This window comes from Candidatus Zixiibacteriota bacterium, assembly GCA_040756055.1.
GTDB lineage: Bacteria > Zixibacteria > MSB-5A5 > GN15 > FEB-12.
This window is the reverse complement of record JBFLZR010000004.1, coordinates 102,838-118,398: the sequence shown is the minus strand read 5'-3', so window position 1 is coordinate 118,398 and position 15,561 is coordinate 102,838. Positions and strand designations below refer to the sequence as shown.

13 protein-coding genes and 1 pseudogene are annotated in these 15,561 nt (G+C 53.1%); 13 read left to right on the top strand and 1 reads right to left on the bottom strand.

The genetic code is table 11. From position 1 onward, the window contains the following. Positions 1-27 precede the first annotated feature (27 nt). The 13 genes and pseudogenes from murF to AB1483_08705 all read left to right on the top strand — a co-directional run bounded on the left by murF (position 28) and on the right by AB1483_08705 (position 15,080). On the top strand, positions 28-1,413 hold the full coding sequence (murF, locus tag AB1483_08765) for a UDP-N-acetylmuramoyl-tripeptide--D-alanyl-D-alanine ligase (GenBank protein ID MEW6412548.1): 1,386 nt from the start codon (positions 28-30) through the stop codon (positions 1,411-1,413). Next, positions 1,413-2,501 (top strand): phospho-N-acetylmuramoyl-pentapeptide-transferase, encoded by a 1,089-nt coding sequence (gene mraY, locus AB1483_08760; GenBank protein ID MEW6412547.1) that lies wholly within the window; start codon positions 1,413-1,415, stop codon positions 2,499-2,501. The genes murF and mraY overlap by 1 nt, the downstream gene beginning before the upstream one ends. Then, complete coding sequence (murD, locus tag AB1483_08755) at positions 2,498-3,868, top strand: UDP-N-acetylmuramoyl-L-alanine--D-glutamate ligase (GenBank protein ID MEW6412546.1); 1,371 nt, start codon at positions 2,498-2,500, stop codon at positions 3,866-3,868. The genes mraY and murD overlap by 4 nt, the downstream gene beginning before the upstream one ends. Before the next feature lies 1 nt (position 3,869). Continuing rightward, positions 3,870-4,970 (top strand): putative lipid II flippase FtsW, encoded by a 1,101-nt coding sequence (gene ftsW, locus AB1483_08750; protein ID MEW6412545.1) that lies wholly within the window; start codon positions 3,870-3,872, stop codon positions 4,968-4,970. Then, positions 4,967-6,103, top strand: coding sequence for an undecaprenyldiphospho-muramoylpentapeptide beta-N-acetylglucosaminyltransferase (murG, locus tag AB1483_08745; protein MEW6412544.1), 1,137 nt, complete (start codon positions 4,967-4,969; stop codon positions 6,101-6,103). The genes ftsW and murG overlap by 4 nt, the downstream gene beginning before the upstream one ends. 53 nt (positions 6,104-6,156) lie before the next feature. Continuing rightward, on the top strand, positions 6,157-7,530 hold the full coding sequence (murC, locus tag AB1483_08740) for a UDP-N-acetylmuramate--L-alanine ligase (GenBank protein MEW6412543.1): 1,374 nt from the start codon (positions 6,157-6,159) through the stop codon (positions 7,528-7,530). Next, positions 7,531-8,259, top strand: coding sequence for a hypothetical protein (locus AB1483_08735; protein ID MEW6412542.1), 729 nt, complete (start codon positions 7,531-7,533; stop codon positions 8,257-8,259). 1 nt (position 8,260) lies between these two features. Continuing rightward, positions 8,261-9,484, top strand: coding sequence for a cell division protein FtsA (ftsA, locus tag AB1483_08730; protein ID MEW6412541.1), 1,224 nt, complete (start codon positions 8,261-8,263; stop codon positions 9,482-9,484). A gap of 20 nt (positions 9,485-9,504) precedes the next feature. Beyond that, positions 9,505-10,518, top strand: a pseudogene (gene ftsZ, locus AB1483_08725) (cell division protein FtsZ). 492 nt (positions 10,519-11,010) lie between these two features. Further along, a complete protein-coding gene (locus AB1483_08720; GenBank protein ID MEW6412540.1) occupies positions 11,011-11,766 on the top strand; it encodes a SagB/ThcOx family dehydrogenase in 756 nt (251 codons plus the stop codon). A gap of 197 nt (positions 11,767-11,963) precedes the next feature. Then, on the top strand, positions 11,964-12,734 hold the full coding sequence (locus tag AB1483_08715) for a flagellin (GenBank protein ID MEW6412539.1): 771 nt from the start codon (positions 11,964-11,966) through the stop codon (positions 12,732-12,734). A 393-nt stretch (positions 12,735-13,127) separates the two neighbouring features. Next, positions 13,128-13,766 carry a hypothetical protein gene (locus tag AB1483_08710; GenBank protein MEW6412538.1) on the top strand — a complete coding sequence of 213 codons (639 nt, stop codon included), beginning with the start codon at positions 13,128-13,130 and terminating at the stop codon, positions 13,764-13,766. Positions 13,767-14,066: 300 nt separating this feature from the next. After that, entirely contained in the window at positions 14,067-15,080 is a 1,014-nt protein-coding gene (locus tag AB1483_08705; protein ID MEW6412537.1) for a hypothetical protein, read from the top strand. Between the two features lie 210 nt (positions 15,081-15,290). On the opposite strand, the gene rpmB is transcribed toward AB1483_08705, so the two are convergent. Next, positions 15,291-15,518, bottom strand: a complete 228-nt coding sequence (gene rpmB, locus AB1483_08700; GenBank protein ID MEW6412536.1) for a 50S ribosomal protein L28 — start codon at positions 15,516-15,518, stop codon at positions 15,291-15,293. Positions 15,519-15,561: the final 43 nt, after the last annotated feature.

The following is a 15,561-nucleotide window of genomic DNA, read 5'->3' as shown; positions in this document are numbered from 1 at the left end:
GGAAGTTGAACGGGAGAATTGATAAGTTTGCGTTTCAAAGAATTGGCCGATCTGACCGGCGGCAGGCTTTACGGCGACGACAAGGGCGATATCGCTTTTGAAGGCATCGCTATCGACAGTCGTATGGTCAAGCCCGGTGAACTTTTTATCGCCATCAGCGGCGACACCAACGACGGTCATAATTACATAGAGCAGGCAATCGGTAACGGGGCGGTGGGTGTCGTGTCGGAAATGTCCAAGCCGATCACTGAGAAGATGGCCAGTCGGACGGCGGTTGTCGGAGTGGTCAACAGTCACGAGGCGATGATAAAACTGGCCAGGGCCTATCGCGACTCGCTCACGGCAAAGTTCATCGGCATCACCGGCTCCAACGGCAAGACGACTACTAAAGAGTTAACATATCAGCTAATAAAAGCCGTCGAATCGCGCGCCTATCGGTCACCGGGCAATTTCAACAATCTTTTCGGCGTTCCCCTGGCTCTGTTCGCGATCTCAAAAGACGCCAGGGTAGTAGTCGTTGAAATGGGAATTTCGACCGATGTCGAGATGCCGACACTGGCGGATATTGTTCATCCGGACGTGATTGTAATCACTAATGTCGGCGCAACGCATTTAGAATTCTTAAAGACAATCGAGGCCGTTGCGCAGGCAAAACTTCAGCTCGTGCGCAAAGCGAAGGCAGAAGTTCCGGTTATCATAAATGCGGATGATGCTTTACTCGTACGGGAGACCAAGAAAATACGTGAAAATTTCATAACTTTCGCGCTCGACAGCAGGGCTGATTTCACGGTCGATGATGTGGTAACCCGTGAAGACGGAACGAGTATAGTTGCTATCGATGGCTATTCGTTCAATTTGCCGCTCGTAGGCTCGCACCAGATCTACAATCTTCTTGCGGCTTACGCTACTTTCAAAACACTCGGCTTTTCTTTCGAAGGTATGGATACTCTCGATATTCCGCTCAACACCGCACCGATGCGCGGCCAGAAAACGGTCCTGAGCAACATCACTTTCGTGGCCGACTGCTACAATGCCAATCCGGAATCAGTCAGGGCCGGGCTGAAGGCGTTTTTCGAATCGAAGATGCCCGGTCGAAGAGTCGTGATCCTGGGCGATATGCTTGAACTCGGGGAGAAGGCGATCGAATATCACCGCGCCGCCGGCAAGCAACTGGCGTCGGGATATTTCGAAAAGGCGGTACTTGTCGGGGAGTTGTCAAAATATGTTATGGATGGAGCGCTCAAGGCAGGTGTTCCCAAAGGCGCCCTCGTTCATTTTGATAATGCCAAAGACGCGGCGAAGGCAATGAAGGACTTTTTGCGTGAGGGGGACTTTGTGTATATCAAAGGCTCGCGAGGGATAGGACTTGAAGCGATTCTCAACTCGTTCGGGAAGCCGGGAGGGACGCGCTGATGTTGTACCATTTGCTGTATCCATTGACGAAGTATATCAGCGGTCTGAATCTCTTCCGCTATATTACCTTCCGCACTGCCGGCGCGACGGTCACCGCCATCTTCATCTGTCTGATTCTCGGTCCCATGTTTATTCGCCTTCTGAAGAAATACCAGGTGAGCGAAAAGATTCGCGCCGAGGGTCCTGAGAGCCACAAGAAGAAAGCCGGCACACCTACGATGGGCGGGTTGATCATCCTGTGCGGAATCGTTATACCGACTCTGCTCTGGGCCGATCTGACGAATTTCAAGGTCCTGATGGTGGTGCTTGTCACGGTCTGGCTCGGCCTGATCGGATATATGGACGACTACCTGAAGGTTATCAAAAACCAGCCGCGCGGAATGATCGGCAGAAAGAAACTGGCCGGACAAATTGTGCTCGGGCTCCTGTTCGGATTTCTGCTTTTATACCTAGAGCCGGCCGGCCTGTACGATAGCGCTACCGACATACCATTTTTCAAAAACTATGTCCTATATCTTGGCATACTGTATATCCCCTTCATTGCGCTTGTGATCACCAGCTCGTCGAATGCCGTGAATCTCACCGATGGGCTGGATGGTCTGGCGATCGGGTTGTGCGGTATCTGCTTTTTGGCTTTCGCGGTTTTTGCTTACGTGAGCGGCCGTCTCGATTATTCGACTTATCTCCAGATAGAGTATCTCCCCGGCGCGGGCGAGCTTGCCGTTTACTGCGGAGCGGCCGTTGGCGCCGCCCTCGGCTTTTTGTGGTTCAATGCTCATCCGGCCGAGGTCTTCATGGGTGATACCGGTTCTCTGGCTCTCGGCGGCGCGCTGGGTGCGATCGCAATCTTGCTTAAGAAAGAATTGCTGCTGGTGATTATCGGCGGCGTGTTTGTAATGGAAGCATTGTCGGTCATCCTTCAGGTAGGATCGTACCGGCTCAGAAACAAAAAACGGATTTTCAAAATGGCTCCCATACATCACCACTTTGAACTGAGTGGCTGGCCGGAGCCGAAAGTGGTTGTCAGATTCTGGATCCTCGGGGCGTTGTGTGCCCTTTTAACCCTGGCAACTCTGAAAGTAAGATGACGACGGAAGAAAGAATCAACGGGCGAAAGATCGGCGTGATCGGCATGGCGCGCTCCGGCGTGGCGGCGGCCCTGCTGGCATATGACTTCGGCGGACAACCCTTCGTTTCGGACTCCAAGGACGCGAAAATACTCGCCCCTCAGCTTGAACGCCTCAATGCTGTTCACATCCCCTATGAAACCGGCGGACACACCGATAAGCTTCTCGGCTGTGATTATCTGATTGTCTCGCCGGGTGTGCCTCTGAATATAGACATTCTCAATCGCGCTCGAAGACAGGGTATCCCGATTTTTTCCGAGGTGGAGTTCGCTTTCTGGACCTGCCGCGGCAAGGTTGTGGCGATTACCGGTTCCAACGGTAAGACCACTACGACTACTCTGATAGGAGAGATATTCTCGACAGCCGGGTTCGATGCCTTTGTCGGCGGCAATATAGGTCTGCCGTTCAGCGAGATCGCTCCGAAAGTTCGCGAGGATGGAGTCGCGATTATCGAGGTTTCCAACTTCCAGCTTCAGACCATAGCGGATTTCACGCCGGACACGGCTCTGATTTTGAATCTCACGCCGGACCATCTTGACCGTCACGGAACCTTCGAGGACTACAAGCGGGCCAAATACCGCATTACCGAGAATCAGACCAAAGCGCAGTCGCTGATTCTGAATCTCGATGATCCCGGGACTGATGTGGCCGAGATAAAGAGCCGTGCGACCATACGCTATTTCACAACCGGTGATTCATCGCAAGCCGGGGCTTTCGTACGCGATGAATTTCTGTGGCTGCGCAAAAACGGTGAAGAGCACCGCGTCATTCGTTGTTCGGAAATAATGATTCCGGGACCGCATAATCTTCAGAATGCCGCGGCGGCCGTCTGCGCGGCTTCGCTCTACGGTGTCCCGATTGAAAACATGAAGAAGGTACTGAGCACCTTTCCGGGGGTGGAGCATAGACTGGAGAATGTCGGTCGCGTAGCCGGTGTTAACTTTATCAATGATTCCAAAGCGACCAATGTCGATTCCGTATGTTACGCGCTGCGTTCCGTTGATACTCCCATACATCTCATAGCCGGCGGACGAGACAAAGGAGGTGTCTTCGAGACTATCGCGGATTACGGCAAAGGCAAGATCAAGGGGATCGTTGCTATCGGTGAAGCCAGGGAAAAAATATTCAACGCGCTGGGGCAAGAGTTCCCGGTGCAGTTCGCACCTGATCTCGAGGCCGCGGTAAACATGTGTTTTGAGGCCGCCCGTCCGGGAGAGACCGTACTTCTCTCGCCGGGATGCGCCAGCTTCGATCAATTCGAGAATTTCGAGCATCGCGGCCGTGTCTTCAAGCAGGCCGTGGGGAATTTGAAAAACGGCAAAAACTAAAATGAAACGCTTTCGCAAAAATGGCACAATCGACGAGAAACTCCTCTTCGCCTATTTGATCCTGGTGGCCATAGGGCTCATCATGGTCTACTCCATTTCTTCGATAATGGCGGAGAGCCGGTTTGGCTCGCATCTTTTCTTTTTCAAAAACCAGATGATGTGGGCGGTGATCTCGCTGGTGGCGATGTTCGTTATTTGTAAATTCGATCTGCCGAAACTGTCGGTCTATTCCGCTCCCGCTCTTATTTTGATTGTGCTTTTGTTGTCGCTGGTGTTTCTGATGCCGGCCCGCAACGGTTCACATCGCTGGCTGATGCTTGGACCGCTCACCGCGCAACCGTCGGAAATGTTCAAGTTCGTGATGATTGTCTATCTGGCCTTTTCGCTTTCCAACCAGAAGCGTAATTTGGCCGACCTGAAACAGCTTCTGTTCCCCTACGTGCCGATTCTCGGATTGGGCATGTCGTTGATAGTGCTCGAGCCCGACTTGGGAACAACCATTGTAATATTTCTGACAGCGCTGGGCATGTTCTTTCTGGCCGGCGCGCGCATGAAGCACCTACTTGCCGGGTTTGTACCCATGATCGGGGCTGCTTCGTTTATGGTCTTCGTTCTCGGCTACAAAAAGGCTCGCATTATCGATTATATCAATTCCGTGATAGATCCCCTGCAGGGGAGCTACCAGGTCAAACAGGCCGCGTTGACGCTTGGGTCCGGCGGCATACTTGGAACCGGTCTCGGAGAAGGCCGGCAGAAATTGTTTTTCCTGCCCTATCCGCACACCGACTTTATTTTCGCCGCCATTGGTGAAGAGGTAGGTATGCTGGGGCTGCTGGTGGTTCTCGGGCTCATGTTCTTTATCCTGTGGAGAGGTCTGAAGATTGCGTCGGCTCAGCCCGATCGATTCGGATACTTGCTGGCGGCAGGCATGACGCTGTCGCTGTTTATAAATATTTCCATCAATATCGCTGTGGTAACAGCGCTGATTCCGGTGACCGGTCTGCCGTTGCCGTTTATGTCGTACGGTGGGTCGTCGCTCCTGGTATCAAGCGCGGCGATAGCCGTGCTGTTGAATCTGTCCCGAAGGGTGGTGGCCACGTGACAGCCAGAATTATCCTGGCCGGAGGCGGCACCGGAGGTCATCTGTTCCCGGCCATTGCAATAGCTGATAGAGTGACCGAGATGCTCAAAGATAGAATGCCGGTGGAAATACTGTTCGTCGGAACAAAACGGGGTCTTGAATTCAGAATGCGTGACTCGCTGGGTTATCCGCTCCACCTGATAAACATGCGGGGAATTGTCCGGGGGTTCACGTTGGTCAATCTGTTGGTGCCCTTTATAGTCATCGCGGCCCTGGTGAAGTCGAGCCGTCTCATTTCACGGTTTAGGCCGGACCTAGTCATTGGCACGGGTGGCTACGTTTGTTGGCCTGTGCTCAAGATGGCCGCGTTTAAAGGAATTACCACCCTTCTTCAGGAACAGAACTCTTTACCGGGAGTGGCAACCAGGCAACTGGCCGGAAAAGCGAAAAAGATCTATCTCGGCTTCGAGAGAGCCAAAGAGTACTTGAAGACCGATGCTAAAATGATAGTTACCGGCAACCCGGTGCGCAGCTCGATCTCAAAAGGTGACCGCTCTGCGGCAATCAAGCGATTCGGACTGCAGCCCGACCGCAAGACCATTTTGGTTCTTGGCGGCAGCCAGGGCGCCAGAGCAATCAACAACGCTGTTTTAGACAGCCTCGATAAATTAGAAACTAACCAGGGAGTTCAGATACTGTGGCAAACGGGGAAGAGGGACTACAAGGAGGTAGAAGTAAAGGCAGCACAAAAGGCTTCGAACTGCGCCCTTTTCCCCTTTGCCCAGGAAATGGATCTCGTTTACGCCGCCGCCGACATTGTCATAGCCCGGGCCGGAGCGCTTACGCTGGCCGAAATAACCGCGTGCGGTCTCCCGGCTATTCTTGTTCCCTATCCGTACGCGGCCGGGGATCATCAAAAGAAGAACGCACAGGACTATGTTGAGCGTGGTATGGCGATGATGATCGATGAAAAGGATCTCGCCGGTTACTCGCTCGTAGGCAAGGCCATCGAGATTCTACAGTCAGAACAATTTGACCGCATGAGAGAGGCTATAAATAACGAGACCTCCGGACAGAGGCCGGCGGTGGATATAATAGCGGAAGACATTGTGGCGCAGATACAGCATTTGAAAAACATCGAGGGAAACGGGTGAGCACGAATCTGGTGGGCGTCAAGCTCGGTGAAAAGTTTAAGAGAGAAACGATAATGTTTGGTAAAGTAAAAAAGCTCTATTTCGTCGGCATCGGCGGGGCCGGCATGTCGGGTATAGCCGAGATACTGCACAATCTCGGATACCAGGTGAGCGGGTCCGATAATACTCCCAGCGAAGTTACCGACTACCTCCAGAATCTGGGCATAACGCTATTTGCCGAACATAAGGCGGCCAATCTGAGCGAGGTCGATGTTGTGGTGATATCGTCGGCGGTGGGCGAGGACAATCCCGAAGTTGTCGAGGCCAGACGCCGGGGCATTCCTGTAATCAAGAGAGCGGAAATGCTTGGCGAACTTATGCGCCTGAAATTTTCCATCGGCATTGCCGGGACACATGGCAAGACCACGACAACCTCGATGATCGGCAAAATCCTGCAACAGGGACGATACTACCCGACCCTGATAGTGGGTGGTGTGGTAGCCGAGCTTGGCACGGGGGCGGCGTTGGGTAGCGGCGAATATCTGGTTGCCGAGGCCGATGAATACGATAAATCATTCCTGTCGATGTTTCCCACGGTCGCCGTGGTGACCAATCTCGAGGCGGATCACCTTGATTGCTACGATGGCATGGATGATCTCATCGAATCGTTTTTGACCTATATGAACCGGGTACCGTTCTATGGTTCGGTGATTATCTCCGCGGACGATCCGAACCTGACCAAGCTCCGGCCTCGCATAGCACGGCCATATAAAACCTTTGGATTTGACATAGAAGCGGACTACCGGGCGTTGAATATCAAAAGCGAGGCCGGCAGAACCACCTTCAGCGTGTATCATCGCGGCGATCCGCTGGGCGACGTTTCGCTGAAAGTGCCGGGACTTTTCAATGTGGCCAACGCCCTCGCGGCAATTGCCACCTGCTACGAGCTCGATGTCCCGTTCGCGACTATTGCCGACAGCCTCCGGGCCTTCAGCGGAGTGAGCCGCCGGTTCGAGGTGATCGGTGAAGCGAACAATATCCTCGTGATTGACGATTACGCCCATCACCCATCGGAAATTAAAGCAACGCTGACAGCCGCAAAGGAAATTGGCCGCTCGCGTGTGATTGTCATATATCAACCGCATCTCTTCAGTCGCACGAGAGATTTTAAGACGGAGTTCGCCGATGCCCTCTCGCTGGCCGATACATGCGTACTCACTGACATCTACCCGGCCAGGGAAAAACCAATCGAGGGAATAACCTCGAAAATCATAGTAGAGGAAGCGACAAAGAAAGGCATTGGCAATTTCGAATATGTGGGTGTGAAAGAAAACGCGATTGATGTCGTCAAGCGGATTGCCAAACCGGGCGATCTGGTCATTACAATGGGCGCCGGCTCGGTTACGCTCATAAAACGCAAAATACTCGAGGAACTCGCGAAAAAATAGATGATGGTAAGGCTGTCGAGGAAAATTACGCTGACGCTCCTAACTGTCGTCATAACAGGCGGCGCGCTTATGGTCACGGTGCACTATACCGGCGCCTGCCGTCTGGAGAGTGTGAAGGTTAACGAGCGCGAAATCTCGGACTGGTCAACCCGTCTCGGTCTTCAGGAAGGCAAGTCCATCTATCGCCAGCCAGTCGACAGCTTGGCCTGGGCGCTTCTGGGGAAGCGCGATGTTTTCAAGGTCGATATAGATTATTCGTTTCCGGGTACTATCGATATCAAAGTCAACGATTTCGAACCGGTCTGTTTTGCTCTCGACAAATACACCGGGAGAATGTTCGGTCTGAACCGCGAAGGAAGAGTGATCTCGCTGAAGGACCACGAATTCAGCTGGGAACATCCGGTGCTCACCTCGCTGACGGTCGGTAAGCCGTATGATTACTGCGAGGATGTCAGAACGCTTGTTCTCGTGAATTGTCTGGAGCAATTGCGCGGTGAAAATATCGATTTGTACCGGTTAATATACGAAATCGACCTCGGGTCAGACAGCTTTGTGAGAGTGGCCCTGTCGGGACTGGATTATCGACTCAAAGTGAGAGCCGAGTATTTTCTCGAAGATATATCCCGGTTCGTGGAATTCGTGAGCAAGTTCGACCCGCAGCTTGAGGGAGTCTCATCGATCGACCTGCGGTGCGACGGTATGGTAATATGCGGGGGAGGAGAGAAGTAACGTGGCCCAGGAAAATATCGTCGCCGCCCTCGATATCGGCACCACCAGGATTGTCTGTCTGGTGGGGGAGATGGATGAAGACGGAAGGATCTATGTAATCGGTCACGGGCAGTCCCCGGCCGAGGGATTGCGCAAGGGTGTGGTCGTTGATATGGAAAAAACAGTGACATCGATACGAAAGGCCGTGGAAGACGCTCAGATGGTTTCGGGGACGGAGATTGACAGCCTGACAGTCGGGATCGCTGGTGAACATATTCGGTCCATCAACAGCCATGGCGTGATTGCCGTGGGGCGCTCCGACAACGAAATCACGCCGCAGGATGTCAGGCGGGCTATCGACGCCGCCCGGGCGGTGGCGATTCCGGTCGACCGCGAGATCATTCATGTTATCCCCCAGGATTTCTCGGTTGACGACCAGGCGGGCATCAAGGACCCGGTGGGCATGACCGGCGTGCGCCTCGAAGTGGAAGCTCACATCGTGACAGCATCGGTTACCTCGGCGAAAAACATCTACCGGGCGCTCGAGCGCTCTCATCTGGGAGTTGACCACATGGTGCTCGAATCGCTGGCGCTTTCCGGAGTGCTGCTTTCGAACGAGGAAGCCGAGGTGGGCGTGATCGTGGTGGATATCGGCGGTGATATTACGAGCGTGTCGGTTTTCTACGACAGCGCTATTCGATATACCAGTTTTGTTTCGCTGGGAGGCAGGAACGTGACCAGCGATATCGCTATCGGGCTGAGAACTTCGGTCGACCAGGCCGAGAAGCTCAAAATAGCGCACGGGGCGGCAATTGCCTCGATGGTGGACCCCGAGGAGATGATTACCGTGACGGCCGCCGTGGGAAGGCCGGACAAGGATGTCTCTCGCAACGTGCTGGCCTCGATAATAGAGCCCCGCATGGAGGAAATTTTCTCGCTGGTAGCCAGGGAGATAAACAAGGCCGGCATGACCGACATTCCCGCAGCCGGTATCGTGTTGACGGGAGGCGGAGCGCTGCTTCCGGGCACGGTTGAACTGGCCGAGCAGATTTTCGATATGCCGGTACGAATGGGTGAGATAAAGAAGATTGAACATGTACCGGAAGAACTCGACAGCGCGCGCTACATAACCGCTCACGGGCTGCTTCACTACGGTTTCGGCAACGAACCGTTGACGGGCGGCAAGAGCGGCACGGTGCGCGGGCTTTTGAAACGGTTCGAAAATTGGATAACAAGACAGTTTTAGAAACATTGGAGGAACAAGGTATGACAGAAAAGAAGCATTCGTTCGGTTTCGCCGAAGACTTCATCGGGTATGCCAACATCAAGGTAGTGGGTGTTGGCGGAGCGGGCGGCAACGCCGTCAACCGGATGATCGAAGCGAAGCTCAAAGGGGTGGAATTCATTGCGATCAACACCGATGCGCAGGTTCTCGACAGCAATCGTGCCGAGACCAAGGTGCAGATCGGTACCGAAATTACCAATGGCCTCGGCGCCGGCGCGAACCCGGAAGTCGGCAAACGGGCTGTCGATGAAAACCGCAGGGAGGTCTCCGACGCGGTCGGCAAACCGAACCTGGTGTTTATCACCGCCGGGATGGGCGGCGGAACCGGCACCGGTGCGGCTCCGACCGTGGCCGAAATCGCCAGGCAGGCGGGGGCGTTGACGGTGGCTATCGTGACCAAGCCGTTCACGTTCGAGGGCCGCAAGAGAGTGCAGCGCGCCGACCTGGGGTTGGCCGAATTGAAATCGAAAGTCGACACGCTGATTACAATTCCCAACGACCGGCTGCTGGAGATTGTCGATAAGAAGACGGCGCTCACCGAGGCCTTCTCCACCGCGGATGAAGTTTTGTACCAGGCCACCAAGGGTATCTCGGATCTGATTACCGTACCCGGCCTGATCAATTGCGATTTTGCTGATGTCCGTACCGTTATGCTTGAGAGGGGGGATGCCCTCATGGGTACCGGTTATGGCAAAGGCGATGAGAAAGCGGTCGACGCCGCTCGCAAGGCGATTTCGTCGCCGCTTCTCGAAAATGTATCTATTAGCGGCGCCCGGGGCGTGCTGATCAATATCACCGGCGGCGAGGATATGTCGCTCTTTGATGTTAACACGGCGACCTCGCTCATTTATGACGCCGCCGGTGATGACGCCAATATCATTTTCGGCGCCGTTATCGACCCGAATATGAACGACCAGATGCGCGTGACAGTCATCGCCACCGGGTTCGGCGGTGAAAACGAGCTGGTCGTCAAGAAGGCTGAGGAAAAACAGGTCGATATGTCCAAGCCGGGCAAACCTATGTCGCTGTTCCCGGACCATCCTCAGACTTTCACCAAACCGGAGCCGCGGGTGATCGAACCGGAAGAGGCGCTGGTCGGCGCTGCCGAGGCTGAGCTTCATGAGGTATTCGAGTCCGAGCCCGACAGCTACAACGGTCGGAGCCACGGCGGCAATGGCGGTAACGGGCACTCCATCCGCAACCGCGTGCCGCTCTTTTCCGAGGACGACCGGACCATTCCGGCCTATATCAGAAGGCTTGATGATAAGATGTAGTCGCAAAGAAGCGACCACGACAGAACAAATGCACCTACACAATAGAGCCTGAACCGCTCTATAAATTGGTTCCTCCACGATACCGTCGGTTAACCTACCCTGCCGACGGTATTTTTTTGCGTCTTTTTGAGGCGAGACGAGGTTGCTGACCGGCGGCGGGGTGGTTATATTGGCAGCGGTGAGAACAAGTGTCTTTCTGAAAGGATGGTTATCATGGCAAATGAGATAGGGAAGGAATTCATAGAGAGAACCAAGTACAGGTATGTCGATGAGTCCGATCAGAGCCGGGGTGCGCCGCAACCACCACTTCAGCGGGGCAACGCTCAGGGGCTGCCGGTCATTGATCTGCCGAAACCATCGTCGATAAACATCCCCGCCAGCGATCTCAGAAATGTCATTGATCAGCGCCGTACTCTTCGGACGTTCTCGAAAGAGCCGCTGACGCTCGGGGAGCTCTCGTACCTTCTGTGGTGCACCCAGGGAGTGCAGAAAGTTGTCGAGCCGGGCGGGATTCAGGCCGGAAGAACTCTCCGCACCGTACCATCGGGAGGCGCCCGTCACGCTTTCGAAACATATCTCATCGTGCACAATGTTGATGGTCTCGCGCCGGGAGTGTACCGGTTTCTCGCTATTGAGCATAAACTTGTCGAAATCGGCAAGAGCGATGAAGCCGCGGCGGTTTTCGCCCAGGCGTGCGCCGGGCAGACGTGGATGAAAGAAAGCGCGGTGATTTTCGCGTGGGTGGCCGATGTTTACCGGATGACGTGGCGCTATCCGCAGAGAGGATACCGGTTCATGTTTCTCGATGCCGGGCATGTTTGTCAGAATCTTTATCTGGCGGCGGAATCTATCGGCTCGGGAGCATGCGCTATCGCGGCTTATGAAGATGACGAGGTGAACGAGTTTCTTAAGCTCGATGGTATCGAGCAGTTCGTAATCTACATTGCCACGGTTGGCAAGAAGCGCTAAACAATTAATACTATTAATGTATCCAATTTTGTGTGGGATTAGTCCCATACTTATCTCTCTCTTCGTAATTCGCCCCGTTAGATTGATTGTCGTAAGTTACGGCAAGGCAATAGATTAAGACGAGACAACTCCTGCCCGGCATGGGCTATGCTGCTTTATCATCCGGTGGATAACACCTTTGAAAGGACAAAAGAGGTATGACTCTTAATCTTTTTGATGATGCCAATGCCAGCAATCTGGTCAATTATATCCGGCTTTCCAGTTCGAATATGTACAAGTCGCTGGAGAAGTTGTCGTCGGGATTTAAGATCAATTCCGCCTCCGACGGCCCGGCGATGTTGATCATCTCGGAGCGACTTCGCTCCCAGATAGCATCGCTCAATCAGGAAATCGAGAATCGTGTGGCGCAGGTGCACAAGTACGACACAGCATCGTCGCACCTGATGACCTACCGTCACCAGCTCACCGAACTTCGCACGCTCGCTATCGGCGCCGCTAACGAAGGTGTCAACAGCGAGGCGGCGCAAGAGGCCTATGCTCTTGAGGCGCAGAATATGGTGACGTACTATAATGAGGCAGTCGGGAGTGCGGAGTATAATGGCGCGATGCTTTTTGACGGTTCTGCGGGATCGCTCGGTGACCTTGCGGCGCTGGAGGGGATTGATCTGTCGTCGGCCGAGACCGCTGAGGCATCGATAGCCGTTATCGATGAGGCGATAGCGGAAGTCGATTCGCTGCAGGTGGAGATTGGATCGACGCAGCGTTATGAGTTTCAGTCGCAGATAGCATCGATGCGCGTCACCAGCCAGAATTTGCAGGCGGCGGAGTCGAGTATACGTGATACCGATTACGCTATGGAGTTTTCGAATTTCCTGGCGCAGCAGATAAAATATGAGGCCGGGTTGGCGATTTTGAGTCATTGGGCGATGAGTTCCAATTCGGTTTTACAATTATTGGGTTCCAGGTAACACTCCATCCAAAACCCCCTTATTTGCTATAGGATAGCGATACTGCGTTGGCCGCCGGGTTCTGCTCTCCCGGCGGCTTTTTATTTGCAGGGTGTGGGCAAAACCGAGCCCAGCGCCAAGTCATTCCCGCGAAAGCGTGGAATCCAGACGCAGTGACCGTCAGGTCACACGACCTCAGGAGGTCGCAAGACCTGACGAAACAACGAAGATTTCTCTGAAGCCTCGAATCCGACTCTTTCTTGTCATTCTATTGAAAAACGGAATCCAGTCTTCGGTGTCATCATTTGGGGCATAATAGCCAGCTGTGCGCGGCAGATGTCCTCATCTGCCCGCGTAGAGTGTTTTGTTGCGCATCGATGCGTTTGATAATTCAAACGCCCACGGATGCGCCAGGTGTATTATTCTAAGTCAGGGCCAAACGAGTTTGAGCCTGCCACCCCGGACGCGGTCATTCCGGTTCTCTTTTGTCACCATTCCGTTGAAAAACGGAATCCAGTAAGCAAGAACCGTCAAGGATTCTGCCGTGATGGTGTATCCGTATTTTTCCGCGCAATCCTCTATCATCCATTTCATTATCCGGATTTGGGTTCGTTTCGTTATTTTTGTGTTTTCGTGTCTGTTGATCTTTTGCTCATGGTAGGCTCACGCCGCGGCGTGAGCCTACCAACGCGGGTGTTCGAAAGAGAGTGGTGTCAGGTCGCGTTTGATAAATCAAACGCCTACCGTTCAGGGCGGGGATCGCACGGTGGCGGGTTCGAAGACGGACCCGCCCTACGGGATTTAAGCATATGCCATGCAATTGTGCCCGGTGCATCTTCAGATTCTGATTTTGCGTCCGGTGGCGCTTCAGATTCTGATTTTGTGCCCGGTGAATCTTCAGATTCACCGGGTAATCCAGAATTGGCTTTGTTTCGTTATTTTTCATGGGTCCCCAATTCAGGTTATTCTCTTCTAACCTGTTTTCATGGATGTAGTTATCTGGTGCAACCAAAGCCAATTCGGCGCAAAGATCATCAGTACATCTATTTTTAACAAGATTCCGCTTCATACTTTTCGCGCGGGTAGTGAAATCACCATCGATTTTGTAGTGAAATTGCATCAATCGTCGGATGGAGGGAGAAACGGAAACTTGATTTGCAACAATCAAATACCGATCATATGGTATATGTTTGGGGAGGAGCCACGACGGGGAGATCAGGGTAGTATCATCTGAAGGCTTAAATGGCCAATGATTGGCGAAAGTGTATAATGAAGTAGAGGATAATGGGCGTCCGGGGCAGCCGGTTTTGTCATTTTCACAAATGATGTTTACCTCAGAACAGAGGTCTTTTCATGAGAATCATCCTGTTTGCCTGTGCCGTCCTTCTGAGCCTGAGTGCAGGCGTGTGTCATGGTATTGATTTTGAGATTACGGATGTCATCAACATCGGACCTGTCTACGCTGGCAGCATGCTGAGGCCGGTACAGTGGTCGCCGGACGGCAGATGGATCGCCTATTTCGATGGAAATGGATTGCGATTAGCTGATACTCTCGGGGTGAGCCGCGCCGTTGTTAAATCGGACTTCGTACCGATGAGATTTCGCTGGTTAGGTAATAAAGAAATCGTAGTCCACCAGAGGCGCAAAGCGTCTGGTACAGAGTCTTTGGACCGTCTGGTGACTATTGACATTGAAACTGGCGATATGAGGGTCTTGGAAGAACAGGGCAACCAGTCTTCGCGCTCCGCGCTGGAGGACGGGCGACTTTTCTGGGGACTCTGGCAGACTGTGGAAGGAAATGCCTATTATAGGGTCAAAGAACAAGGCCGAACGTGGATAGAAATATTACCGCGAGAAGATGGTAAGATAGCTACCGCAGATCGAAACCATATATTGCGTGCTGGCGACGACGGAGTCTATTTGGTCCGCACTGATTTCCAAGATTCTACCAGAATCTCTGAGAGACCGACCGGTCCCTACACGGGCCATCCGATGAGCCTCAATCGCGAACGCACGCACCTTCTTTTTGACGGAACTATCTTGAGATTGCCGGATGATGAGTTGATTGCCCTTGACACAATATCCGCTGTGAGAGATGTCTATGGCTGCGAATTGAACGGTGGTTTTGTTTCCGAGGGGATGAACCCGGTATTCTCGGAAATATGCTTTGTGCTAGTCTGTAGTGACGTGCATGAAAACGAATCGGTTAGGGTAGGCGTGTTCGACTACAGCGCTGGTCAGTTCACGATTCTGGATGGGATAGCCGGCCTCACGGAATGTCACATGCCGGAGTTTTCACCCAATGGCAGGGATTTGACTTTGATATCTAATCGCCAATTGTATATCGTAGTGCGCAATGTTCGATAGGACGCGCAGAAAGGGTTGGGCGTCTTTTCGGGATTTCGTGCGGAGCCGAGCACAAAGTCTAAAACCCGGTCAATCTGAAGATTAACCGGGCACAACAACGAGGTTCGTGCCTTACGAAATTGAAGTACCACCGAGGAACGTGATTTTGGGCATTAAAAAAGCCGCGCGGGCGCGGCTTTTTAAAATCGTAATGTCGGCAATCTAAAATCGCTACTGATTGATCGCAACAGCACTGGTCTTCTTGACACGGATATTCTTGGTGACCTTGCCGGCCTTCAAACAAGAAGTACACACCGTGACGCGTTTCGGCTTACCATCAACCAGAGCGCGAACAGTCTGAAGATTCGGATTAAACCGTCTCTTGGTAATATTGTGCGCATGGGATACGTTGTTTCCCGTGGTCGGTTTCTTGCCGCATATTTCACATGCTTTTGCCATTGTTCGTCTCCATTCGTTCTCGGAAAAGTCTCATAAGTTATCA

What these genes read in the sequence shown, in the direction of transcription:
- AB1483_08735 (MEW6412542.1), top strand. Translation starts at nt 7,531, where the DNA reads ATGATGGTAAGGCTGTCGAGGAAAATTACGCTGACGCTCCTAACTGTC.
- mraY (MEW6412547.1), top strand. Translation starts at nt 1,413, where the DNA reads ATGTTGTACCATTTGCTGTATCCATTGACGAAGTATATCAGCGGTCTG.
- murD (MEW6412546.1), top strand. Translation starts at nt 2,498, where the DNA reads ATGACGACGGAAGAAAGAATCAACGGGCGAAAGATCGGCGTGATCGGC.
- AB1483_08715 (MEW6412539.1), top strand. Translation starts at nt 11,964, where the DNA reads ATGACTCTTAATCTTTTTGATGATGCCAATGCCAGCAATCTGGTCAAT.
- AB1483_08705 (MEW6412537.1), top strand. Translation starts at nt 14,067, where the DNA reads ATGAGAATCATCCTGTTTGCCTGTGCCGTCCTTCTGAGCCTGAGTGCA.
- ftsW (MEW6412545.1), top strand. Translation starts at nt 3,870, where the DNA reads ATGAAACGCTTTCGCAAAAATGGCACAATCGACGAGAAACTCCTCTTC.
- murC (MEW6412543.1), top strand. Translation starts at nt 6,157, where the DNA reads ATGTTTGGTAAAGTAAAAAAGCTCTATTTCGTCGGCATCGGCGGGGCC.
- rpmB (MEW6412536.1), bottom strand. Translation starts at nt 15,518, where the DNA reads ATGGCAAAAGCATGTGAAATATGCGGCAAGAAACCGACCACGGGAAAC.
- AB1483_08720 (MEW6412540.1), top strand. Translation starts at nt 11,011, where the DNA reads ATGGCAAATGAGATAGGGAAGGAATTCATAGAGAGAACCAAGTACAGG.